We start from the raw sequence: 24114 nt of genomic DNA on the forward strand, positions 1-24114 counted from the left end.
GAGGTCGACCTCCATGATCTCCAGCGGCTTTCCGGCGGCGACAGCAACAGCGGCGCGCGTTTTCATCAGGCAATCCTCCCAAGACAACCCATAGAGTTTCACATTCGGCATTGCTGCGGATCATCTCGGAGTCGAAGACCGCAACACGCTCATTCACCGCCGTATTCCCACGAAAAGGCATAGGACTAAAGCAGACACGCAAGTCCACTTGCAGGGCTTTGATAAATCTTGTGGGGTCCGCTAAGCTCATTGCGGGCACCTTGAATTCGCGCTGGTCCGGGAACAATCGGACTTTAGTGCAAGAACAGGCAGTTTTATCGATGACGAGCGCGGTGCCAGGCACACTCGCGGCCTTTTTGTACCTATTTTTCCAGACCGCCGACATTGCGGACGTGATGGCCCAGGAAGTGATGGGCAAGCAACCGGTCGCAACCGACAGGCCGGAAAGAAAGATAACCGAAATCAGAATAGGTTATTTGCGGGCCTACGCGCCGCAACTGGCGCTTTCCCTGCTGGACCTGCCGCCACGCGACCAAGGTGTTGCCGGCGCCAATGTGGCGATCGGCGACAACAATACGACAGGAAAGTTCCTCAGCCAGAAATTCAGCCTCGACATAACCGAGATCAAGCCGGACGCCGACGCGGTACAAGCCTTCAACGATCTGATTGCCAAAGGTGACCGCTATGTTGTCGCGGACCTCTCGGCTAGGCAATTGCTGTCGATCGCAGACATCGCCCGCGACAAGGGCGTTCTGGTCTTCAATGTCGGTGCCACCGACGACAGCCTGCGCGAGGAAGACTGCCGCATAAATATTTTCCATATCGCGCCGACGCGAAGCATGCTGGCTGACGCGCTGGCCCAGTATCTCGTGGTAAAGAAATGGCCGAATTGGGTGCTGCTCTACGGTTCGCATGAGCAGGATCATCTCTACGCGGACGCGTTGCGCCGCGCGGCGGCCCGCTTCGGCGGTCAGATCGTCGCCGAGAAGGAGTTCAAAGACACCGGCACGGCGCGCCGCACCGACACCGGCGCCACGCAGATACAGCAGCAGATTTCCGTGTTCACGCAGGATCTGCCGGAGCATGACGTGGTGCTTGTCGCCGATGAGAGCGAGGTGTTCGGAACTTATGTGCCCTACCGCACCTGGACACCGCGGCTGGTCGCCGGCACGGCGGGCCTTGTCGCGTCGTCCTGGCATCCCGCGAGCGAGCAATGGGGCGGCATCCAGATGCAGAGCCGTTTCCTGAGGACGACCGGTCGGCGAATGCTGTCCAAGGACATGTCGGCCTGGACGGCGGTGCGGGTGGTGGGCGAAGCCAGCACGCGGACCAATGGCGACGATCCGAAGAAGATCGGCGACTACATCCGCTCGGACGATTTCTCGGTCGCCGCCTTCAAGGGACAGAAGCTGACCTTCCGCAAGTGGAACCATCAGCTTCGCCAGCCAATCCTGCTCGGCGACACCAAATCCGTCATCTCGACATCGCCACAGGAGGGTTATCTCCACCAAATCTCCGAGCTCGATACGCTCGGTATCGATCAGCCGGAAACGAAATGCGTACTTAAGTAGAACCAATCGGGAGGAATCTTCGTGCAGAGACGAGCTTGCGCACTCGCCATTCTCGCAACCGGCGTCATGGCCAATCCGGCGTGGGCTTACACCGTTTATGTCTCCAACGAGAAAGACAATACGATAACGGTCGTCGACACGGCGACGATGCAAGTGGTGAAGACCGTCGAAGTCGGCCAGAGGCCGCGCGGTATCACCATCTCGCATGACGGCAAGTTCATCTATTTGTGCGCCAGCGATGACGATACGATCGAAATCATCGATAGCGAGACGCTGCAAATTGTGGGCACGCTGCCATCCGGCCCGGATCCCGAACTGTTCGTGCTTTCGCCCGACGGGACCACGCTCTACGTCGCCAACGAGGACGACAATCTCGTCACCGCGATCAACATCGAGAGCAAGCAGGTCATGACCGAGATTCCCGTTGGGGTGGAGCCTGAAGGCATGGCTATCAGTCCCGATGGCAAAACCATGGTCAACACCTCCGAAACCACCAGCATGGCGCATTTTATCGACACCGACAGCCATGAGGTGACCGACAATGTCCTGGTCGACACGCGTCCGCGCTTTGCGCAATTCAAGCCCGACGGATCACAGATCTGGGTCAGCGCCGAAATCGGCGGCACCGTCAGCGTCATCGATAGTCTCAAGCGCGAGGTGGTGAAGAAGATCCAGTTCGCGATTGCGGGACTGCGGCCCGAAACCATCCAGCCGGTGGGCATCGCGATCAGCGCCGACGGCAAGAAAGCCTATGTCGCGCTCGGCCCGGCGAATCATGTCGCCGTCATCAATACCGAAACCTACGAGGTGGAAAAATACATCCTGGTCGGCCAGCGCGTCTGGCATCTCGACTTCACCCCCGATCAGAAGACGCTGATCACCACCAACGGCAATTCCAATGACATCACCTTCATCGACACGGCGACGGACGAGCCGGTTCAATCGGTTACGGTGGGCCAGCAGCCTTGGGGCGTGGCCATATCGCCCCACTAGACCGCAGCAATGATCAGGGAGGCCGACGTGATGAATATTTGCCGCGGGGATGTTGCACGTGCACTAGATAACCAGCGCGCCCCGAAGGAGCCAGCGGCATGCAGCATGTGAGGACAAGCGGAGCTGGAGACGAGGTGGCGGCGCTCGATGTTGCCGGCGTCAGCCATTCCTATGGTCCGAAGCGGGCGCTCAACGATGTCTCATTCTCGATCGCGCCGGGAACTTTCACCGTTCTGCTCGGCCTCAACGGCGCCGGCAAGACAACTTTGTTTTCACTGATCAGCCATCTTTACGGCACCCGCCGCGGATCGATCCGCATCTTCGGCCATGACGTCAGCCGCGCTTCGGGCGAAGCGCTCAGGCGTGTCGGCATCGTGTTCCAGGCACGCACGCTCGACCTCGACCTCAGCGTCCACCAGAACCTCTCCTACCACGCCTCATTGCATGGCATCGGCGGACACCATGCCCGGCAGCGCATTGCCGCGCTGCTGGATACAGTCAACATGCAGGGCCGTCAGCATGACAAGGCACGCAGTCTTTCCGGCGGCCAAATGCGGCGCATCGAGATCGCGCGGGCGCTGCTCCACCGCCCTTCCCTGCTGCTGCTCGACGAGGCGACGGTCGGTCTCGACATCCAGTCGCGTGCGGGCATTCTGGGCACCATCCGCAAGCTCGTCGAAACCGAGGGCATCGGCGTGCTGTGGGCGACGCATCTGATCGATGAGGTCGACGACGGCGACCATGTCGTCGTGCTGCGGCAGGGCGACCTGGTGGCCAAGGGTAAGGTGGCCGACGTCGTTGCGACGAGCGGTGCCAGTTCGATCCGCGACGCCTTTTCCAAGCTCAACCGCATCGAAACAAGCGGCATCGCGGAGATGTCGCCGTGAGCGCTCCCGCAATGCCCGCAAAAGTCGCGACCCTCACGCCGGTGAGTTTCGAACAATTTGGGCTCCGTCACTACCTCATTTGCCTCAAAGGGATCGTCGTGCGGGAGTGCCTGCGCTTCCTGCATCAGCGCGAGCGCTTCATTTCCTCGCTGGTTCGGCCGCTCGTCTGGCTGTTCATCTTTGCCGCCGGATTCCGGCAGGTGCTCGGCGTATCGATCATCCCGCCCTACAAGACCTACGTGCTCTACGAGGTCTACATCACGCCGGGCCTGTGCGGCATGATTCTGCTGTTTTCGGGCATGCAGTCTTCGCTGTCGATGGTCTATGACCGCGAAATGGGCAACATGCGCACCCTGCTGGTCAGCCCCTTCCCGCGTTGGTTTTTACTGATCTCGAAGATGCTCGCCGGTGTCGCCGTGTCGATCGCGCAGGTTTACGCGTTCCTTATCGTTGCCTGGTTCTGGGGCGTCAAGGCGCCGCCGCTTGGCTATCTCACCGTACTGCCTGCGCTGTTCCTGTCAGGCATGATGCTGTGCGCGCTCGGCATGCTTTTGTCCTCGATGATCAAGCAGCTCGAAAACTTCGCTGGCATCATGAACTTCGTCATCTTTCCCGGCTATTTCGCTTCTCCGGCACTCTATCCCTTGTGGCGTATCCAGGAGGCTAGCCCCCTGCTCTACAAGATCTGCCTCGCCAATCCTTTTACTTACGCCGTCGAACTGATCCGCTTCGCCTTCTACGGCCAGGTTGAGTGGCTGTCGCTAGCCGTCGTTGCCAGCTGCACGCTGCTGTTCCTTGCCGCCGCCATCATCGCCTACGACCCTTCGCGCGGCCTGATGACCCGCAAACAGGACACGGGAGGAAATACCTGATGGCACGAATGAGCCTTGTTCGCGGCCTGGCTCTGGTTGCCATGCTCGCGCCGGGCATCAACGCCATGGCGGCGAACCCCGATCCGGACTGGCCCTGCATGCAGCGCAAGGTGCCGCAACTCTCGCTCGGCCAGATCTGGAACGGACGGGACCTTCCTTCAGCGGCGAAGGACTGGTCGAAGGACCCCACCATCTCCGCCCTGATCGAGGAAGTGGCAGCTCGCCGGATGCCGATTGCGGAAGCTCAAAAGAAGATCAGGGATTTCGCGGCTTCCTTGCCGGCAGAACAGCTTGCACCCAAAATGGCGATGCTGGTGCAAGGCATGTTCGATCACCTGGACGCCGAGCGCTCGCAGGTGATTTCGGGCATTTCCCGCTACGCCCACAAGCAGCTCGAAATGGCCGCCGCGTTGCGCAAGGAAGGGTCCGATGTCGATGCGTTGCGGGCCAAGCCGGATGCAGATCCCGAAGAGATCGATCGGCGAACCGAAGAGCTGAAATTCGCAACGCGAATTTTCAATGAACGCGTCCAATCACTGACTTACGTCTGTGAAGTGCCGACGATAATCGAGCAGCGGCTTTATCAATTGTCCAAGGTCGTCTCGGAAGCGCTCGGCGCGAAGAAATAGAACCCCATTCGATCGTCGCGGCGGATATCACGAACCCCGGCCGGGCAGCACGCGCCAGCGCTGCACGAAATAACCGGGATGCGTCTCGATCCACTGAGCCACCAGCGGCTGCGCCTGCATGAACGCGGTCCCGGGATTCATCGCCAGGCCGTCCACCATCTGTTCGCGTTGTTCACAGGTCTGCGGCACAGCCGTCAGGCAGACCATCATAACGAGCGTGTAAAGCATTGCCCCTTGTCCCCATCGAATCCCGAACTCCATGCCGGGAGGTTTCCGTGATACCGACCCGTCTGCAGAGGTCGCACATACAGATCGCTTACGGGTGTGAAAGGACGTGGCCCCCGCTCTTTCGCGCCGCAACATAACATACCGCTAATCTAACGCCAACGACCGCAGGGCGTTCTCCAGAGCAATCGCGTCAGGTTGCGCCGCGCCAATGTGGTGACGATGGTCCAACGTCGATGATTCCGAGCTTCACGGGATTTCGTCGAGGTCATCAAACCGGCAGCCCGAGTTGCTTTCGCAGGCTGTTGTCGAATGCGGATGCGGGGACGAAACGGCGCAGGAAACTGACCTGGCGCGCCATTGTTCCAGCCGCATAGCGCCTCTTCGGAGCGGGATCGGTCGCAGCCGCCAAAACGGTCCTGGCCACCACTTCCGGCGCATCGCCTTTTTCCATCGCTTTGCGCACAGCTGCATTCATGCCGGCGCGCGCAGAGTCATAGATATCAAGCAACTGATCCGGCCTGGCGAGATTTTCTTCAAATGAGGTGCGGGTATAGGCGGGCTCCACCAAGACGACGCGAATACCGAAAGGACGCAGTTCGTGGTCGAGCGATTCGGAATAGCCTTCAACGGCATGCTTGGTCGACGAATAAAGCGCGAAATAGGGAGCTGGGATGAACCCCTGCACCGAGCTCAAATTGACGATTCTGCCCTTGCCTTGACGGCGCATTGTCGGCAGGACCGCTTTGGTTACTCGCATAATGCCAAAGACGTTCACGTCAAACAGCGACTTGGCCTGGGCCATCGAAGACTCCTCCGCGCCACCAAGCAGGCCAACGCCGGCATTGTTGACGAGCAGGTCGATGCGCCCGGTCTCGGCCAGCACGTCCTGTACAAGTTTCGCCACGGACGCGTCATCGGTCACGTCGCCGGTCAGCATGGTAATGCCGTCGGATCGTTCGGCGACTGCGCGACGGCTGGTTCCGAACACGCGAAAACCCGCGTTCTTCAGGGCTTTGGCCGTTGTGTGCCCGATGCCGCTGGATGCCCCGGTCACCAGGGCGACGCCTAGATTGGTCTTGTTCATGGAGGTCACATCCTTCTTCGTGTTTGGACCGGCGGGGGAGAAGCGCGAAAGGTCGGAGCGGAAGGCGTCAATCATGAGCGCCTCCGGTGCTCGCGCCGGCCAGATCATCCGTCCAGCGCCGGAACAGCGCACTGGCATTAACGCCTCCGAAGCCGAAGCCATTGGAGATTGCGTAGTCCATCGCCATCGGCCGGGCCTGGTTTGCGACGAAGTCGATCCCGTCGCCGGCCGGATCGGGAGCGCTCAGATTGAGGCTCGGCGGTGCCATCTGATCCCTGAGCGCCAGAATTGCGAAGATAGCTCCGAGCCCGCCAGCGGCTCCGAGCAGGTGTCCGGTCGCCGATTTCGTTGCACTGACAGCTATCGCGAAATCGCGCCCGAACACGCTCTTGATCGCTTCGATCTCACCCAGGTCGCCCACCGGCGTGGAGGTCGCATGGGCATTGAGATGACGAACCTCGCGGGGCGAAATCCCTGCTTGGGCGATTGCGATCTCCATGGCCCGGCGCGCACCGTCGCCGTCCTCGGGACCGGAGGTGACGTGATGAGCATCGGCCGTCGTGCCGTAGCCGACAAGCTCGGCCAGCGGTCTTGCGCCGCGCGCCAGGGCGTGGCTCAATTCTTCGATGACCAGCATGCCGGCTCCTTCGCCCATGACGAAGCCGTCCCGCGACTTGTCGAACGGTCGGGAGGCCTCATCCGGACGGTGATTAAAGGAGGTCGAAAGAGAGCGTGCCGCGGCAAACCCACCGAGGCTCACGATATTCATGCATGCTTCCGTCCCGCCGCACACGGCAATATCGGCTTCGTTGGCGCGAATTAGGCGAGCCGCATCGCCGATCGCCTGAATGGCGGCCGCGCACGCCGTCACCGGTGCACCGAGCGGACCTTTGAAGCCATAGCGGGTCGAGATGTGGCCTGCCGCGAGGTTCACCAGGAACGACGGCACCGTAAAAGGTGATAGACGGCGGACGCCGCGTCGGTCGACCGTGCGCACCGCCTCGGTTATGGCCGGGAATCCGCCGACGCCCGAGGCGATGATCGTGGCCGTGCGCAAGCGACCTGCTTCCGAGACGGGTGCCCATCTTGCTTGGGCGAGTGCCTCTTGTGCAGCCGCCAGCGCAAAGAGAATGAACCGATCTACCTTGCGCTGATCCTTCGGCGGAAAGACGGCACCCGGATCGAAACCAGCATCCGAATCCTCGTCCAGCGAGGGAACCACCCCTCCGATCTTCGCCGGCAGGTCTCCCACCACATCATCCGGAAGCCTCCGGAGGCCCGAGCGGCCGGCCAGGAGACGCGACCAGGACGCTTCGACATCGGCAGCAAGAGGCGTGACCGCGCCCATGCCTGTTACAACAATCCGTCGCATCTATTTTCCTATCAGTTTGGGTGCGCCGCCGGCGCTACCACGCCGTTCAAGCGCCGGCTGCTTCGCGAACCTGATCGGTCGCCGCATCCAGAAAGGCCTGCGCGAGGTCGGGATCGTTGACGACGCGCGATAACATCAACGCACCGACCATCGTCGAGAGAATGGCCATGGCCTTGCCATCGGAATCCCCGCCACCGGTCCCAGCTATGAAACCGCCGAGGATCTTGAGATGCTCCTTGATCCCGGCTTCGAACGGCGCTTTCACGTCCTTGCCCTGTCTGCCGGCATCCGAACCCAGCGCTACGATCGGGCAGCCGTCCATCTTTTCTCCGCGATGGTCCATGCTGAGGTAGAACGCGATCACCGCGCCAAGCGGATCATCAGGGTTTGCCGCAGTCGCGGCCGACCATCGATGCGAGGCGCTCTCCATCGCCCGCCTGGACGCCTGCGCCGCCAGGTCGTCCTTGGATGCGAACTGCTTATAAAACGCGCCTTGGGTCAGTCCGGCACCCTTCATCAGATCCTTAAGACCGATACCATCAAACCCGCGCTCCCGAAAAAGGCGGCTTGCCACGTTGATTACGGTTTCGCGGTTTTCCGCGGCCTGGGTACGACTTACGCGCATCGTTAGCTTCCTTTTTGGATTGCATTCGTAATCTATAAATCATATAGAGGTCGAACGCAATCTAAAAAAGGAGATATGAGATGATCCGCAATACCCTGAGCGCATCGCTCCTGGCCGCGCTGTTTCTCGCGACCCCGGCTTTTGCCGAGGAGGCCACCATCGGACGCCCGATCGAGGGCGGCAGCCTGCACGAGGGACACCTTGACATGGTGGTCTACTACGTCCCGGCCGACGGCGACCTCTTGGAGGTCACCGCCACCTTCGCGCCGAAGACCGAGGGCGATCCGCTGCGCGTCGTAATGGGTCTCGCCGACGACGACTCCGTGGCCTTTTCCATGCCGGGTCACCAGGGCTCGCTCTACACGTTCTCAAGGTCCGGGGATGAGGTGACGGTCTCGACCGGGACCGACATGCATCTGCGAGCCGACGCGACAATGCGCTGAGCCGAAGTTCAGACCGCAACCTGCGTGCTGCTGGCCGTTGGCTCTCGCGTCCGCGCGAGTCGCCACACGGTGCCTCGATCACGCCATCTAATAAGTTTGGGGCAAGCGTTTTGCCTGCACCGCGCGCCCTAACTCGCGCGACCTCCAGTGTTCGGTTCCTCGTGCGGATAGAGCTTGCCGAACAGGGGCAGGTACATCGCGCCCTTGCGCATCAGAAAATCGTGGAAGGTCGCCATCGCCGGCGAGATCGCGTGATCGCTGCGCATCACCGAAAACCATTGCCGGCGGATCGGCATGCCGACAACGTCGAGGATAACCAGCCGGCCGGCTTCGGTTTCGGCAGCGATGGTGTGGGCAGAGATGAACGCGATGCCGAGCCCGGCCATCACCGCCTGCTTGATGGTCTCGTTCGAGTCCATCTCGACGCCGAGATCGTCGATGCGGCCGGGCACGTCGCTCAGGAATATTTCCAGTGAGATGCGCGTTCCGGAGCCGGGCTCGCGAATGAGGAAATGCTCCTCGGCGATCCGCTCCTTGGAAATGTCGCGTGCCGACGCCAGCGGGTGGTCGGGTGGTGCGATGATGACCAGCGGGTGATCGCCGAAGACCGAAGCACGCACCGGGACTTCCTTGGCCGGGCGTCCCATCAGCGCGATATCGATGTCGTGGTTCTTCAGATTGTCAATCGTCTCGGCGCGGTTGCCGATGGCAAGGTGCATGTCGATATCGGGATGTTCCTTCATGAAGGCGGCCATCAGCCGCGGCGCGAAATATTTGGCCGTGGAAACGACGCCGAGCCGCAAGCTGCCGGCGCGCACGCCCTTGATCGCATCCATCTTGTCTTCGAGCAGACGAAGCCGCTCCTCGATGGCCTGTGCCGTCTCGACGAAGGCCAGACCTGCGGCAGTGGGACGCATGCCATCCGACGTCCGGTCGAACAAGGCCAGTTGGAACTCCTCCTCCACCTGCCGCAACTGGATCGTCACCGCTGGAGGAGACAGGCCTAACGCCTTGGCCGCGCTGACGATTTTTCCGTGGCTGATGATTGCCTGAACGGTCTTGAATTGCTTAAGCGTGAGGTTTCTCATATGGCATACTAAAATTTTTTTACTGCCGGAGTAAAGTTATTGAATTTTACTTATCCAGCGTCGTTTGTTCTCCTTTCCCAATCCGGCCGACCCCAGGAGAGGCGGCTGGATCGGGAGGTTACGATGCCAGCGGCAACGCTCGACGCTTTTCTGAACTCCTATCTTGGCGAGCCGGACGAACCGCGCTCCGCGGTCGTAGCGACCATCCGTCAGCTGACGCAGGCGGCCACCACGATCCGCAACACCATCAATCAAGGGGTGCTCGGCACGGCCTTTGCCGGAACCCGCGGCGCCAATGCTGACGGCGACATCCAGAAGGATCTCGATGTCTTTGCCGATGACATCTTCCTCGACGCCATGCGCCACGCTCCGGTCGCGCTCTACGCTTCCGAGGAACTGGAGCAGCCGGTGCTGCTCGACAGGCAAGCGGCTCTTGCCATCGCCATCGACCCGTTCGATGGCTCATCCAACATCGACACCAACGTGTCGATCGGAACGGTCTTCTCGCTCCTCCCTGCAATTGGTGCGCCGGATAGGAATCCGGCCGCCTCGTTTTTGCAGGCAGGCGTGAACCAGCTGGGCGCCGGTTTCTTCATCTACGGGCCGCAGTTGGCGCTGGTTCTGTCGCTCGGCAGCGGCACCCATGTCTTCGTTCTCTCGACCCGGCTCGGCACCTTCGTCCAGGCCTACGAGAGCCGGATCATCCCACAGCGAACCCAGGAGTTCGCCATCAATGCCGCCAACTACCGGCATTGGGACGAGGCGGTGCGGCTCTACATCGACGACTGCCTTGAAGGCACCGAAGGCCCACGCGAGAAGGACTTCAACATGCGCTGGATCGCCTCCCTGGTCGCGGACTGCTACCGCATATTGATGCGCGGCGGCGTATTCCTGTATCCGGGCGACAAGCGCAAGACTCACCGCCAGGGGCGACTGCGCCTCGTCTATGAGGCAAACCCGATCGCCTATCTCGTCGAACAGGCGGGCGGTGCCGCCACCGATACGATCACCCGCATCCTCGAAATCGAACCAGAGAACCTTCACCAGCGCGTGCCCATGGTTTTCGGATCGGCGCGCGAAGTCGCGCGCGTCACCCGCTACCACACCGAACCGAGCGCCATCGGCGAACGCGCGCCGCTGTTCAGCCGCCGCGGCCTTTTCAGGGCCTGAACACCATGTCGGCAAAGCACCCCATCATTACCATCACCGGGTCGTCGGGCGCAGGCACCACCTCTGTCAAGCGCATCTTCGAACTGATCTTCCGGCGCGAGAACATCGGGGCCGCCTTCATCGAAGGCGATGCTTTCCATCGCTACGACCGCGCCACGATGAAGGCGAAGGTGGCCGAGGAGGAAAAGGCGGGCAATCCGAACTTCACCCACTTCCATGCCGAGGCCAATGAATTGGCAATCCTAGAAGAGGTATTCGAGGAATATGGCCGCCGGGGAACCGGAAAGACCCGCACCTACATCCATGACGAGGATGAGGAGAAGCAGTACGGCACGCCGCCGGGACATTTCACCAAATGGCGCGAATTTCCGCCGAGCGACCTGCTCTTCTACGAGGGCCTGCATGGCTGCGTCGTCACCGACAAGATCAACCTGGCCAGGCACGCTGACCTTAGGATCGGCGTGGTGCCAGTCATAAATCTGGAATGGATCCAGAAGATCCACCGCGACCGCGCAACGCGCGGCTATTCCACAGAGGCGGTGATGGACGTGATCTTGCGGCGCATGCCGGACTATGTCCGCTACATCGTCCCGCAGTTTTCGCAGACCGCCATCAACTTCCAGCGCGTGCCGATCGTCGACACGTCCAATCCGTTCATCGCACGCTGGATTCCGACGCCCGACGAATCGATGCTGGTCATCCGCTTCGCCAATCCCCGCGGCATCGATTTCCCCTACCTGCTTTCGATGATCCACGACTCGTTCATGTCGCGGCCGAATTCCATAGTGGTGCCCGGCAACAAGCTCGACCTTGCCATGCAGCTGATCCTGACGCCGCTCATCCTGCAATTGATCGAACGCAAGAACCGTGTGTCGTGAGGAGGACGCCATGAACAGCCAGGCAGCAGCATTGAAGCCCGTCGCCGCCGTCTCGGAGCGCAACATGGCGAACGCCATTCGCGCATTGGCGATGGACAGCGTCCAAAAGGCCAATTCCGGTCATCCGGGCATGCCGATGGGCATGGCCGATGTCGCAACGGTGCTGTTCAGCCGCTTCATCAACATCGATCCGTCGGCGCCCAACTGGCCCGATCGCGACCGCTTCGTGCTGTCGGCCGGGCACGGCTCGATGCTGCAATATGCGCTGCATTACCTGCTCGGCTACGAGGACATGCCGATCGAGGAGCTGCAGCGGTTTCGCCAGCTGGGCAGCCGCACCGCCGGACATCCGGAATATGGCCATGCGCTCGGCATCGAGACGACGACCGGTCCGCTTGGACAAGGCATTTCGACCGCGGTCGGCATGGCGCTGGCGGAGCGCATGCTTGCTGCCCGCCACGGCGCCGATCTCGTCGACCATTTCACCTACGTGATCGCCGGCGACGGCTGCCTGCAGGAAGGCATCAGCCACGAGGCGATCGATCTTGCCGGTCACCTGAAGCTTTCGCGGCTGATCGTCTTCTGGGACGACAATGCGATCTCGATCGACGGACCGACTTCGCTGTCGACATCGATGGACCAGCCGGTACGGTTCAAAGCCGCTGGATGGCATGTCCAGTCGGTGAACGGCCACGACATCGAAACCGTTGCGGCGGCAATCGAAGCGGCGCAGCAATCGGACCAACCGTCTCTGATCGCCTGCCGCACGGTGATCGGCAAGGGGGCGCCCCACCTGGGCGGTTCGGAAAAGACGCATGGCGCGCCGCTTGGCGATGCGGAGATCGCCGCGACGCGCGAGAACATCGGCTGGGCCTACGCGCCGTTCGAGGTGCCGGACGATATCCTTTTCGCCTGGCGCGAGATCGCCAGCCGCGGTCAAGCGGTGCGGCGCGCCTGGGAGCAGCGGCTTGCCGCCTCGCCGCAGCGTGGGGCCTTCGAGATCGCGGTCGCCGGCGCCCTGCCCGAGGCGATCTTCGAAGCGCTCGGTGTTTTCCGCAAGGAGCATGTCGAAAAGGCGACCAAGGTTGCGACGCGAAAAGCCTCGGAAATGGCGCTCGCTGCAATCAACTCCGCAACGGAACTGACCGTCGGCGGCTCCGCCGATCTGACGCATTCGAACCTGACGATCACCAAGGGGATGGATCGCATAGCGCCTAATGACTATGCCGGCCGCTACATTCACTACGGCATCCGTGAGCACGGCATGGCCGCGGCCATGAACGGCATCGCGCTGCATGGCGGCTTCGTGCCTTATGGCGGCACGTTCCTGTGCTTTGCCGACTATGCGCGCGGCGCGATGCGGCTCTCGGCGCTCATGGGCCAGCGCGTCATCTATGTGATGACGCACGATTCCATTGGTCTCGGCGAGGACGGCCCGACCCACCAGCCGGTCGAGCACCTGGCGATGCTGCGGGCGACGCCAAACCTCAACGTCTTCCGTCCGGCCGACATCATCGAAACGGCGGAATGCTGGGAACTGGCACTGAGAAGCGAGAACCGGCCAAGCGTGCTGGTGCTCTCGCGCCAGAACCTGCCGATGCTGCGCCAGGGGCACGGCGACGAGAACCGGTCGAGCCGTGGCGGCTACATCCTGCGCGAGCCAGCCCGGCACCGCGCCGTGACGCTGATCGCCACCGGCTCGGAGGTCGAGATTGCTATTGCCGCCGCCGAACGGCTGGAGACCGAGCACGGCATCGCCGCCGCGGTCGTCTCGATGCCGTGCTGGGAGCTCTTTGAGGAACAGGACGCGGACTACCGCAAGGCCGTCCTCGGCTCGGCGCCGCGCATCGCCATCGAAGCCGCAGCACGGCTCGGCTGGGACCGCTGGATCGGCGACACCGGCGCTTTCGTCGGCATGGCTGGTTTCGGCGCCAGCGCCCCTGCCCCGGATCTCTACCGGCATTTCGACATCACGCCCGAAGCCGTCGCGGCAGCGGCGCTGAAGCTCATCATCTAGGAGGACGACCCATGGCCCGCATCACCCTTCGCCAGCTTCTCGACCATGCCGCCGAGCACGGCTACGGGGTGCCGGCATTCAATATCAACAACATGGAACAGGGCCTCGCCATCATGGAGGCGGCCAGGGCCTGCGACGCGCCGGTCATCATCCAGGCCTCGCGCGGCGCCCGCTCCTATGCCAATGACATCATGCTGGCCAAGATGATGGAGGCTTTGACCGAAATCCATCCGGCCATTCCGCTCTGCATCCATCAGGATCACGGCAACAACGAAGCCACCTGCCTGTCGGCGATCCGCCACGGCTTCACCTCGGTGATGATGGACGGGTCATTGATGGCGGACGCCAAGACGCCGGCGAGCTACGAGTACAACGTCGCCATCACCGAACGTGTCGCACGCATGGCGCATTGGGTCGGCGCTTCAGTCGAAGGCGAGCTCGGCGTGCTCGGCTCGCTGGAAACCGGCCAGGGCGAGGCCGAGGACGGGCACGGCGCCGAAGGTGCGCTTTCCCATGACCAGCTTTTGACCGATCCCGATCAGGCGGTCGACTTCGTGACCGCCACCCGGGTCGACGCGCTGGCGATCGCCTGCGGTACCTCGCACGGTGCCTATAAATTCAGCCGCAAGCCTGACGGCGGCATCCTGGCCATGCAGGTGATCGAGGCGATCCACGAAAAGCTGCCCAACACGCATCTGGTCATGCATGGGTCTTCCTCCGTGCCGCAGGAACTGCAGGACATCATCAACAACTATGGCGGCGAGATGCCCCAGACCTTTGGCGTCCCGGTCGAGGAAATCGAGCGCGGCATCCGCTCCGGCGTGCGCAAGGTCAACATCGACACCGATTGCCGAATGGCCATGGCCGGGCAGTTCCGCCGCGTCGCGACGCAGGACCCGCGCGAATTCGATCCGCGTAAATTCCTGAAACCCGCCATGGACGCGCTGCGCGACCTTTGCCGCGATCGCTTCGAACGCTTCGGCACCGCAGGCCACGCGTCGAAGATCAGGGTGATCGCCATGGATGAGATGGCGAAACGTTACGCCGCAGGAAAGCTCGACCCGCATATCGCAACCGCGAAAGCCGCCTGAGCGGCAAACAGGAGACCTGCCATGAACAAGATCGACATGCCTTCAGCAGGCACGCTCAAGGAAGGCAAGGAGCGCTACAGGTCGGGCGTCATCCCCTACAAGAAGATGGGCTACTGGGAGGCCGACTACCGACCCAAGGAGACCGACCTGATTGCCATGTTTCGGATCACGCCGCAGCCCGGCGTCGACCACGAGGAGGCGGCCGCCGCTATCGCCGGTGAATCCTCTACCGCGACATGGACCGTGGTGTGGACCGACAGGCTGACCGCCTGCGAGCTCTACCGCGCCAAGGCATTCAAATCCGAGCCGGTGCCGAACACAGGTCCAGGCACCAGGATCGAGCAACAGTACTTCGCCTATATCGCTTACGACCTCGACCTGTTCGAGCCCGGCTCCATCGCCAACCTGACTGCATCGATCATCGGCAACGTGTTCGGCTTCAAGGCCGTCAAGGCCCTGCGGCTCGAAGACATGCGCATTCCGGTGGCTTACCTCAAGACCTTCCAGGGCCCGGCGACCGGCATCGTGGTGGAACGCGAGCGGCTCGACAAGTTCGGCCGGCCGCTGCTCGGCGCGACGACGAAGCCGAAGCTTGGCCTGTCAGGCCGCAACTACGGCCGCGTCGTCTACGAGGCGCTGAAGGGTGGCCTCGACTTCGTCAAGGACGACGAGAACATCAACTCGCAGCCCTTCATGCATTGGCGCGACCGTTTCCTCTACTGCATCGAGGCTGTGAACAAGGCGTCGGCCGCCACCGGCGAAGTCAAGGGCCATTATCTCAACGTCACCGCCGGCACGATGGAGGAGATGTACGAGCGCGCCGAATTCGCAAAACAGCTTGGCTCCTGCATCGTCATGATCGACCTCGTCATTGGCTACACGGCGATCCAGTCGATGGCCAAGTGGGCACGCCGCAACGACATGATCCTGCACCTGCACCGGGCCGGCAACTCGACCTATTCGCGCCAGAAGAACCACGGCATGAATTTTCGCGTCATCTGCAAATGGATGCGCATGGCCGGCGTCGATCACATCCATGCCGGCACGGTAGTCGGCAAGCTGGAAGGCGACCCGCTGATGATCAAGGGGTTTTATGACACGCTGCGCGAGGAGCGCACGCCGCAGAACCTCGAAACCGGGCTGTTCTTCGATCAGGACTGGGCCTCGCTCAACAAGGTGATGCCCGTCGCCTCGGGCGGCATCCATGCCGGCCAGATGCACCAGTTGATCCACTATCTCGGCGAGGACGTCATCCTGCAGTTCGGCGGCGGCACGATCGGCCATCCGGACGGCATCCAGGCCGGCGCGACGGCCAATCGCGTCGCGCTGGAGGCGATGATCCTCGCCCGCAACGAGGGCCGCGACTATCTGCGCGAAGGCACCAAGATCCTCGAACAGGCGGCCAGATGGTGCACGCCGCTCAAGGCGGCCCTGGAGACGTGGAAGGACGTCACCTTCAACTACGAATCGACCGACACGGCCGATTTTGTGCCAACCGCAACGCCGAGCTTCTAGACGAAAGGAACCGTCGCCATGATGACCAATCCGGGAAACAAGGTCACGCAGGGACAGTTTTCGTTCCTGCCCGAGCTAACCGATGAGCAGATTTCGGCGCAGATCAAATACGCGCTGAAAAACCACTGGGCGGTCAGCGTCGAATACACGGACGATCCGCATCCGCGAAACACCTATTGGGAAATGTACGGCAACCCGATGTTCGACCTGAGGGACCCGGCGGGCATCCTGCTTGAAGTCAACAATTGCCGGAAAGCCATGCCCAACATGTATGTCAGGGTCACTGCCTTCGATTCGACCAAGGGCTGGGAAGCGCCGCGCATGTCATTCATCGTCAACCGGCCACCCAATGAACCCGGCTTCCGGCTGCTGCGCCAGGAGCGCGATGGCCGCAGCCAGGGCTATTCGATCGTCCCTTATGCGACCGACAGGCCCGAAGGCGAGCGGAGCTAGGCGAAACCATGCTGGACGCGATAGCAGAGCGCGCTGCCGCGCAGGGCGAATCGGTTGATCTGCAGGCCGAGTTCGAGGCATCCAACATCGACGAGGTGATGGATAAGCTCGACCGCGAACTCGTTGGTCTAAAACCCATCAAGACCCGTATCCGCGAGATCGCGGCGCTGCTTCTGGTCGACCGGCTTCGCCGCAAGTTCGGCCTGACCTCGGGCGCGCCGACGCTGCACATGAACTTTACGGGCAATCCCGGGACCGGAAAGACCACCTTGGCGCTCAGAATGGCAGAAATCCTGCATCGTCTCGGCTATGTCCGCGAAGGGCACATGGTCGCGGTGACGCGCGACGATCTCGTCGGCCAATATGTGGGCCACACCGCGCCCAAAACCCGCGAAGTGATCAAGCGCGCCATGGGCGGGGTGCTTTTCATCGACGAGGCTTATTATCTCTACAAGCCCGAGAACGAACGCGACTACGGTCAGGAATCGATCGAAATCCTGCTGCAGTGCATGGAAAACAACCGTGACGATCTGGTTGTGATTCTTGCCGGCTATAAGGACAAAATGGACCGCTTCTTCGACAGCAATCCCGGCATGCGCTCGCGCATCGCCCACCACCTCGACTTTCCCGACTACGGCGTCAGCGAACTTAAATCGATCGCCGAGATCATGCTGGCGGAACAGAATTACCGTCTCAGCGAAGCGGCGGCCAAGGCGCTCGAAGAGTATCTCCCGATCCGCATGCGGCTGCCGCATTTCTCCAACGCCCGCTCGGTCCGCAATGGGCTCGACCGTGCGCGGCTTCGCCAGGCCAACCGGCTTTTCACGTCGCGCGACCGGGCGTTGACGAAAACCGATCTTATCACCATCGAGGAATCCGATATTCGCGGCAGCCGCGTGTTCGCGGAAGGTAAGCTCGAAGGCGAACCAGAGACGAAGGCGCGCTGACAAGATGACGGCGGTTGGTGCGCAGCGACCGGAAACGGACGACAGAATGGGAGTCGACGATCATGGATACCAAGACAATCATCGCGCCCTCGGTGCTTTCTGCGGACTTCTCGCGGCTCGGCGACCAGGTCGAAGCAGTCGTCCGGGCGGGTGCCGACTGGATCCATCTCGACGTGATGGACGGCCATTTCGTGCCCAACATCACCTTCGGTCCGGCGGTGGTCAAGGCGATCCGTGATCGGACGGACAAGGTCTTCGATTGCCATCTGATGATCGCGCCGGCCGACGCCTATCTCGCCGCCTTCGCCGATGCCGGCTGCGACGTCATCACGGTGCACGCCGAGGCCGGGCCGCATCTCGACCGTTCGCTGCAGGCAATCAGGAATCTCGGCAGGAAGGCCGGCGTGTCGCTGAACCCGTCAACGCCGGAAAGCGTGATCGAATATGTGCTTGACCGGCTCGATCTTGTGCTTCTGATGACGGTCAATCCGGGCTTCGGCGGCCAGGCATTCATTTCGGCTGTCGTCGACAAGGTCAGGCGGGTCAAGGCGCTGGTTGGCCAACGTCCGATCGACATCGAGATCGACGGCGGCGTCACGCCCGAGACCGCTCCGCTGGTCACCGCGGCCGGCGCCAATGTGCTGGTCGCCGGCTCGGCCATTTTCAAGGGTGGCACCGAGGCTGCCTATCGGGCCAATATCGGCGCCATCAGGCAGGCGGCCGACGGGGCGCTCCAGAAAGCCGCGTAAAACCATCTCATCGGAGGGCAACATGGGGGCAATCCCACCTGTCTGTGATTTCGGCTGGCAAGCCGTCGATTTCGTTTTGCCCGGCGTCGACGGCAAATCGCATTCGATCTTCAGCCACGCCGGCCCGAACGGCTTGGTGGTGGCTTTCATCTGCAACCACTGCCCCTATGTGAAGGCGGTGATTCCGCGCATGGTGCGCGATGCCAACGACCTCAAGGCAGAAGGCGTCGGCTTTGTCGCCATCAACCCAAACGATGCCAACGCCTACCCTGATGATTCCTTCGACAACATGAAACTTTTCGCCAGGACGAACGGCTTCACTTTCCCCTACCTCCACGACGAGCACCAGACGGTGGCGCGTGCCTACGGCGCCGTTTGCACTCCGGATTTTTTCGGGCTCAACAACGAGTTGACGCTGCAATATCGCGGCCGGCTTGACGCGTCGCGACGCGACGCCGAATTGCCCGGCCTCAGGCGCGATCTGTTCGAGGCGATGAAGCAGGTTGCCCGAACCGGCGACGGACCGCTGGACCAGATCGCTTCGATCGGCTGTTCGATCAAATGGAAGGATGCTGCATGAACGTCGGCGCAGGCAGGCCGTTTCGATCGCCTAGGGCGATCCTGTTCGATCTCGACGGTACGCTGGTCGATTCGGCGCCTGATATAACGGCGGCCGTCAACGAATTGCTGGCCGGCCGCGATCTGCCGCCGCTGCGCCTGGATCAGGTCAAGGCCATGATCGGCGGCGGCATCAGGAAACTGGTCGAGCGAGCTTTCGCGGCTTCAGGCACGCCGCTCCTCGGCAGCGCGCTCGATGAGGCCAACCGCGTCATGGCGCCGATCTATCGCAGGCATCTGACCGGCCGCACAAGGCTGATGCCTGGCGTCAGGGAGGTTCTCACGCACTTGCATTTGAGCGGAATAGCCATGGGCGTGGTAACCAACAAGCCGCAGTTGGCGGCACGCGAAATCCTGCTGCATTTTGGGCTGACGGACTATCTCGGCGCGATCGTCGGCGGAGACGCGGTGACATACTTGAAGCCCGCGCCAGACGCGCTATTGCTGGCGCTCGACCAGCTTCAGGTCGAACCTCGTGATACGCTGATGGTCGGAGATAGCAGCGCCGACGTGGCCGCCGCCCGCGCGGCCAGCATGGCAGTCGTTCTGCTGCGTGGCGGATACAGCCAAATTCCCGTTGAAGAGCTTGGCGCCGACCTCGTTTGCGACAGCCTGTTCGATCTGCCGTCCGCGATGCAGACGCTGCAAGACGCTGCGTGACCCCCAAGCGCAAAGCCCAAGCCAACGCCGGCCGGGCGCACTCCAAATGGCCGGCGGTACCGCGTTATTTGGAGAATTGCTTCAGATAGGCAATGACATTGGCGATGTCCTCGTCCTTCTTGAGGCCGGGAAACGCCATCTTCGTTCCTTTGACCATCGCCTTGGGATCGCGAAGATAGTTCGTCAGCGTGGCTTCGTCCCATTTGACACCCGACTTGCCGGCCTCGGTCATCGCCTTGGAATAGCTGAACCCCGGATGCGTCCCGGCCGTTCGGCCGATGACGCCGTTCAACGACGGACCGACCTTGTTCTGGTCCTTGTCTGCGACGTGGCAGACCTTGCATTTGGCAAACACCTTCTCACCCGCCGCCGCATCCTGTGCCTGGGACTGGGTGGTGACAAAGGTAGCGACGGACACGGCGGCGAAAAATGCGACTGCGCGCATGGCATTTCCTCATTGATCGTGTGAGTGCCCTGGATAATTTACGCGTGTCGATGCCTAGACCGCCGGCATCCGTTTTTGTGCGGGAGAGCGAACTATTCGTCCTTTCCCCCGGGACCGGCAGCACCTACACGCCTCGAAAAGCTAGACTGCCGATGAAGGAAGTCAATCGTACAAAGGTCCTGCTTCGTTTCCCGACTGCGCGAAGGGTGTAGCGACAGGCGGTCCACATCATTGACGCCTATTGGCCGAACGAGTAGCCTCACTCCAACCGGTTTGCTGTTTGGGCACCTTCAGGAATCCGCGCAACTCCAAAGCACGAACTCTGGAGAGTTCGCCGCGCAGGCGACGATAAGTGCCAAATGGACATGGTCGATCTCATATTAACGGTGTGCCTTAGCGCCAATCCGGGCAATTGCCGAGATGAGCATCTCTATTTCGAGAGCCGCGGCTCTCTGTTCCAATGCATGTTCCTGGCGCCCGCCGAGATCGCAAAATGGTCGCAGGAAAATCCGAGGCTCAGGGTCGTGCGCTGGAAATGTGCCTTTCCGAGCAAGGAACGAGCGATTTGATAGGCATTCCTGGTTCGTCGACGGCCCTGAAAGGGGAGACGCCATGATGATTTCGCGGCGCGCGACACTGCGCTTGGCGGCTGTGGGGGCAGCCGCCATCCTCGCCTCAAAGCCGGTTGTGAGAGCGACCTTTTGCTGTCGTTCCACCAAAACCTTCCGGGCGTGACCTGATCGCTTTACGGCTCGAATGCGGATTGCAAGTTATTTCGCAGCCAATGGCCAATAGAAACGGCGAGACTGTGAGGCACCGCCACGCGTGCCTGTTCCGCCTGACTAAAAGCAACGTACGTCGGCTTCAGCCTGCGCGCGTTTCAGTTCCGTGCGCGCCGCCTTCGCTGGCGCGCTTTCGCGAAACAACCCTGCCGCCTCCCCTGTCGTCAGCGACATGCTTTTGAAGGTCTCCGCCCTCTCATAGTGATCGTAGGGAAGGATCGAGGCGATAACATCGATCGAGCAGGAACAGCTTTCAAGCGCCTGACGTGTCTGGCCATTTGTTTGCATGCAGCCGAGCACGTAATCGGCAATCGTTGCCGTCGGGTAGTCTCCCGCGGCGCTGGCCGGGTTCGCAAAGGCCAGTGTCGCCGAAAAGACCAGCGGTAGGATAAAAGACCCAACAGATCTGATCATGAGGGAACCTCCAGTTGGCCTGGACACGATGTATCCGGACAGGATTATCGCCCCAATTGGTGACGTACCGCAAAGCCAGTCAAGCTCCCATGGCCTGCTTATAGGACCAAAGGAGGAATGCCCTGTCGACCGGCAAAAGTTGGATTCACGGCCCGCTGCGCACCCCGCTTCCAGCGGTCATTTCATGCCTCGCCCACTATCGGCAACCAACCAGACGCACGCATACTTACCTCGAAGCGATCTTGTAAATTACATGGAAATAAATTCCAAAACGAATTACATCAACAATACAACAACGATATGGATATTATATATGTCGTCGCTGCCAGCCATTCTCTCAATAGTTCCGCGCAGGATACTTCTCTTGTTTGTGTCTTTATACTGCGACGCACCATAATAGATATTGCACCGCAATATCACCTCAGGGTTTTTCCTTGCTTGGCCTTTAGCGATGACATAGCTTTTTCCGTGTTTCCGGCTTCAAGAGCGCCATTGTCAGGGAGCGGTGGCAGTCTTTCGAAGGCCAAGTGGGGCGGGCAATAACGTGCCCTCTGCTTGTCGGGGTAGGTCGTGACAGCTGCCGGAAATTACTTCCCCACATGAATCGCTTGGGCAGGCCCCTTGTGGGCTTGACGGTCGATTCGTCACTGTGAACCTCGGGAGGATGTCGGATGCGTGTACTTGCGAAAACTACCTACATACTGACGACCGCGGCTTTTTTGTCGCTAGGCGCTGCCTATACGGCTTCGGCCAATGAAGACCTTGCAAAGCTCGCATCGGATGCGAAGAACTGGGCGATGCAGACGGGCGACTACGCCAACACCCGCTATTCCAAACTCAACCAGATCACTGCCGACAATGTAAAGAACCTGCAGGTCAAATGGAGCTTTTCCACCGGCGTGCTGCGCGGTCACGAAGGCGGGCCGCTGATCATCGGCGATGTGATGTATGTCCACACGCCTTTCCCAAACAACGTGTATGCTCTCGACCTCAAGAACGACGGCAAGATCCTGTGGAAATACGAGCCCAAGCAGGACTCGAACGTCATTCCGATCATGTGCTGCGACACGGTCAATCGCGGTGTCGCCTATGGCGACGGCAAGATCATTCTCAACCAGGCCGACACCACCGTCGTCGCGCTCGACGCCAAGACCGGCAAGGTCGTATGGTCTGTCAAGAACGGCGACCAGACCGACGGCGGAAAGGGCGAATCCGGCACGTCGGCACCCGTAGTCATCAAGGACAAGGTGCTCGTGGGCGTCTCCGGTGCTGAATTCGGTGTTCGCGGCTGGCTGGCCGCCTACAATCTGAAAGACGGCAAGCTTGCCTGGAAAGCCTATTCGGAAGGTCCTGATGCAGACACCCTTCTCGATCCCGAGAAGACGACCCATCTCGGCAAGCCCGTCGGAAAGGATTCCGGCACCAACACCTGGGAAGGCGAACAGTGGAAGACGGGCGGCGGCACGACATGGGGATGGTATTCCTATGATCCCAAGCTGAACCTGGTCTATTACGGCACCGGCAATCCCTCGACGTGGAACCCGGTCCAGCGCCCAGGCGACAATCGCTGGTCCATGACAATCATGGCTCGCGACGCCGATACCGGTGTTGCCAAATGGCTCTACCAGATGACCCCGCATGACGAGTGGGACTATGACGGCATCAACGAGATGATTCTCGTCGATGGCATGGAGGTCAACGGCGCCAAGCACGACGTGCTGGTGCATTTCGACCGCAACGGCTTTGCCTACACGATGGATCGCGCCACCGGCGAACTTCTCGTCGCCAAAAAATACGATCCGGCAGTGAACTGGGCGACGGAAGTCAACATGGATCCCAAGAGCGACCAGTACGGCCGCCCGCAGGTCGTCGCCAAGTATTCGACCCAGCAGAACGGCGAAGACACCAACTCGACCGGTATCTGCCCGGCCGCGCTTGGAACCAAGGACCAGCAGCCGGCCGCCTACTCGCCGAAGACCGGGTTGTTCTACGTGCCGACCAACCATGTCTGCATGGACTATGAGCCTTACAAAGTGAGCTATACCGCCGGTCAGCCCTATGTGGGCGCCACCGTGTCGATGTATGCGGCGCCGGGCGGTGACGGCAACATGGGCAACTTCATTGCCTGGGATGCAGCCAAGGGTGAGATCGTCTGGTCGAAGCCCGAGCAGTTCTCGGTGTGGTCGGGCGCATTGGCGACAGATGGCGACGTCGTCTTCTATGGTACCCTCGAAGGCTACATCAAGGCGGTCGATAAGGACGGCAAGGAACTCTACAAGTTCAAGACCCCGTCCGGCATCATCGGCAACATCACGACCTACGAGCATGACGGCAAGCAGTACATCGCCGTTCTGTCCGGCGTCGGTGGGTGGGCCGGTATCGGTCTGGCAGGTGGGCTGCTTTCGCCCGATAACGCCGCTGCCTGGCATGGCGCCGTTGATCAGGGCCGTGCGCAGGGCGACCAGGCCGCAGTGGTTGGAACCGCCGGTCTGGGTGCCGTCGGCGGTTACGCGGCACTCGCCGACTATACGACGCTGGGCGGCCAGCTCACCGTCTTCGGCCTCCCGGACTGATAACCGGGAA

General features: G+C 61.3%; 24 protein-coding genes. 17 read left to right on the forward strand and 7 right to left on the reverse strand.

Annotated features, from left to right (window positions below; genetic code table 11):
• Window positions 1-410: 410 nt before the first annotated feature.
• The 5 genes from NKI63_RS02110 to NKI63_RS02130 all read left to right on the forward strand — a co-directional run bounded on the left by NKI63_RS02110 (window position 411) and on the right by NKI63_RS02130 (window position 4952).
• Entirely contained in the window at window positions 411-1571 is a 1161-nt protein-coding gene (locus NKI63_RS02110; RefSeq protein ID WP_502899791.1) for an ABC transporter substrate-binding protein, read from the forward strand.
• Window positions 1572-1592: 21 nt separating this feature from the next.
• Entirely contained in the window at window positions 1593-2564 is a 972-nt protein-coding gene (locus tag NKI63_RS02115; protein ID WP_352690147.1) for a YVTN family beta-propeller repeat protein, read from the forward strand.
• Window positions 2565-2662: 98 nt separating this feature from the next.
• Window positions 2663-3451 carry a lanthanide ABC transporter ATP-binding protein PedB/LutE gene (locus NKI63_RS02120; RefSeq protein WP_352690145.1) on the forward strand — a complete coding sequence of 263 codons (789 nt, stop codon included), beginning with the start codon at window positions 2663-2665 and terminating at the stop codon, window positions 3449-3451.
• An 11-nt stretch (window positions 3452-3462) separates the two neighbouring features.
• Window positions 3463-4323, forward strand: a complete 861-nt coding sequence (locus NKI63_RS02125) for a lanthanide ABC transporter permease protein PedC (RefSeq protein ID WP_352690156.1) — start codon at window positions 3463-3465, stop codon at window positions 4321-4323.
• Window positions 4323-4952, forward strand: a complete 630-nt coding sequence (locus NKI63_RS02130; protein ID WP_352690143.1) for a hypothetical protein — start codon at window positions 4323-4325, stop codon at window positions 4950-4952. The genes NKI63_RS02125 and NKI63_RS02130 overlap by 1 nt, the downstream gene beginning before the upstream one ends.
• A gap of 27 nt (window positions 4953-4979) precedes the next feature.
• Here NKI63_RS02130 and NKI63_RS02135 read toward each other — a convergent pair whose 3' ends face one another.
• From NKI63_RS02135 to NKI63_RS02150, 4 genes are all read right to left on the reverse strand, one after another.
• Window positions 4980-5180 (reverse strand): hypothetical protein, encoded by a 201-nt coding sequence (locus NKI63_RS02135; RefSeq protein ID WP_352507759.1) that lies wholly within the window; start codon window positions 5178-5180, stop codon window positions 4980-4982.
• A gap of 268 nt (window positions 5181-5448) precedes the next feature.
• Window positions 5449-6264 (reverse strand): oxidoreductase, encoded by an 816-nt coding sequence (locus NKI63_RS02140; RefSeq protein WP_352702048.1) that lies wholly within the window; start codon window positions 6262-6264, stop codon window positions 5449-5451.
• Between the two features lie 67 nt (window positions 6265-6331).
• On the reverse strand, window positions 6332-7636 hold the full coding sequence (gene fabF, locus NKI63_RS02145) for a beta-ketoacyl-ACP synthase II (protein WP_352777415.1): 1305 nt from the start codon (window positions 7634-7636) through the stop codon (window positions 6332-6334).
• Window positions 7637-7682: 46 nt separating this feature from the next.
• A complete protein-coding gene (locus NKI63_RS02150) occupies window positions 7683-8261 on the reverse strand; it encodes a TetR/AcrR family transcriptional regulator (RefSeq protein ID WP_352701438.1) in 579 nt (192 codons plus the stop codon).
• 80 nt (window positions 8262-8341) lie between these two features.
• On the opposite strand from NKI63_RS02150, the gene NKI63_RS02155 reads away from it, so the two are divergent.
• Window positions 8342-8704, forward strand: a complete 363-nt coding sequence (locus tag NKI63_RS02155; RefSeq protein ID WP_352701439.1) for a hypothetical protein — start codon at window positions 8342-8344, stop codon at window positions 8702-8704.
• A 128-nt stretch (window positions 8705-8832) separates the two neighbouring features.
• On the opposite strand, the gene NKI63_RS02160 is transcribed toward NKI63_RS02155, so the two are convergent.
• A complete protein-coding gene (locus NKI63_RS02160; RefSeq protein WP_352690137.1) occupies window positions 8833-9792 on the reverse strand; it encodes a LysR family transcriptional regulator in 960 nt (319 codons plus the stop codon).
• A 123-nt stretch (window positions 9793-9915) separates the two neighbouring features.
• On the opposite strand from NKI63_RS02160, the gene NKI63_RS02165 reads away from it, so the two are divergent.
• From NKI63_RS02165 to gph, 10 genes are all read left to right on the forward strand, one after another.
• The gene (locus NKI63_RS02165) at window positions 9916-10962 is read left to right on the forward strand and encodes a class 1 fructose-bisphosphatase (protein WP_352777412.1); all 1047 of its coding nucleotides are present in this window, start codon (window positions 9916-9918) and stop codon (window positions 10960-10962) included.
• A gap of 5 nt (window positions 10963-10967) precedes the next feature.
• A complete protein-coding gene (locus tag NKI63_RS02170; protein WP_352777411.1) occupies window positions 10968-11840 on the forward strand; it encodes a phosphoribulokinase in 873 nt (290 codons plus the stop codon).
• Between the two features lie 10 nt (window positions 11841-11850).
• On the forward strand, window positions 11851-13857 hold the full coding sequence (gene tkt / locus NKI63_RS02175; protein WP_352777410.1) for a transketolase: 2007 nt from the start codon (window positions 11851-11853) through the stop codon (window positions 13855-13857).
• An 11-nt stretch (window positions 13858-13868) separates the two neighbouring features.
• A complete protein-coding gene (gene fba, locus NKI63_RS02180; protein WP_352701442.1) occupies window positions 13869-14948 on the forward strand; it encodes a class II fructose-bisphosphate aldolase in 1080 nt (359 codons plus the stop codon).
• A 21-nt stretch (window positions 14949-14969) separates the two neighbouring features.
• A complete protein-coding gene (locus tag NKI63_RS02185; RefSeq protein WP_502900440.1) occupies window positions 14970-16463 on the forward strand; it encodes a ribulose-bisphosphate carboxylase large subunit in 1494 nt (497 codons plus the stop codon).
• An 18-nt stretch (window positions 16464-16481) separates the two neighbouring features.
• Window positions 16482-16916 (forward strand): ribulose bisphosphate carboxylase small subunit, encoded by a 435-nt coding sequence (locus NKI63_RS02190; RefSeq protein WP_023678835.1) that lies wholly within the window; start codon window positions 16482-16484, stop codon window positions 16914-16916.
• Between the two features lie 8 nt (window positions 16917-16924).
• Complete coding sequence (gene cbbX, locus NKI63_RS02195) at window positions 16925-17863, forward strand: CbbX protein (protein WP_352701443.1); 939 nt, start codon at window positions 16925-16927, stop codon at window positions 17861-17863.
• 62 nt (window positions 17864-17925) lie between these two features.
• Window positions 17926-18612, forward strand: a complete 687-nt coding sequence (gene rpe, locus NKI63_RS02200; protein ID WP_352701444.1) for a ribulose-phosphate 3-epimerase — start codon at window positions 17926-17928, stop codon at window positions 18610-18612.
• Between the two features lie 22 nt (window positions 18613-18634).
• The gene (locus tag NKI63_RS02205) at window positions 18635-19192 is read left to right on the forward strand and encodes a thioredoxin family protein (protein WP_352701445.1); all 558 of its coding nucleotides are present in this window, start codon (window positions 18635-18637) and stop codon (window positions 19190-19192) included.
• The gene (gene gph, locus NKI63_RS02210; protein WP_352701446.1) at window positions 19189-19890 is read left to right on the forward strand and encodes a phosphoglycolate phosphatase; all 702 of its coding nucleotides are present in this window, start codon (window positions 19189-19191) and stop codon (window positions 19888-19890) included. The genes NKI63_RS02205 and gph overlap by 4 nt, the downstream gene beginning before the upstream one ends.
• Window positions 19891-19954: 64 nt before the next feature.
• On the opposite strand, the gene NKI63_RS02215 is transcribed toward gph, so the two are convergent.
• Both NKI63_RS02215 and NKI63_RS02220 read right to left on the reverse strand, forming a co-directional pair.
• Window positions 19955-20335 carry a c-type cytochrome gene (locus tag NKI63_RS02215; protein ID WP_352690120.1) on the reverse strand — a complete coding sequence of 127 codons (381 nt, stop codon included), beginning with the start codon at window positions 20333-20335 and terminating at the stop codon, window positions 19955-19957.
• 842 nt (window positions 20336-21177) lie between these two features.
• Window positions 21178-21531, reverse strand: coding sequence for a hypothetical protein (locus tag NKI63_RS02220; protein ID WP_352690117.1), 354 nt, complete (start codon window positions 21529-21531; stop codon window positions 21178-21180).
• 671 nt (window positions 21532-22202) lie between these two features.
• Between NKI63_RS02220 and NKI63_RS02225 the strand changes: the two genes are divergently transcribed.
• Complete coding sequence (locus NKI63_RS02225) at window positions 22203-24104, forward strand: methanol/ethanol family PQQ-dependent dehydrogenase (protein WP_352808177.1); 1902 nt, start codon at window positions 22203-22205, stop codon at window positions 24102-24104.
• The last annotated feature ends 10 nt before the right edge of the window (window positions 24105-24114 follow it).

Source organism: Mesorhizobium sp. M0410 (genome assembly GCF_040321435.1).
Taxonomy (GTDB): domain Bacteria; phylum Pseudomonadota; class Alphaproteobacteria; order Rhizobiales; family Rhizobiaceae; genus Mesorhizobium.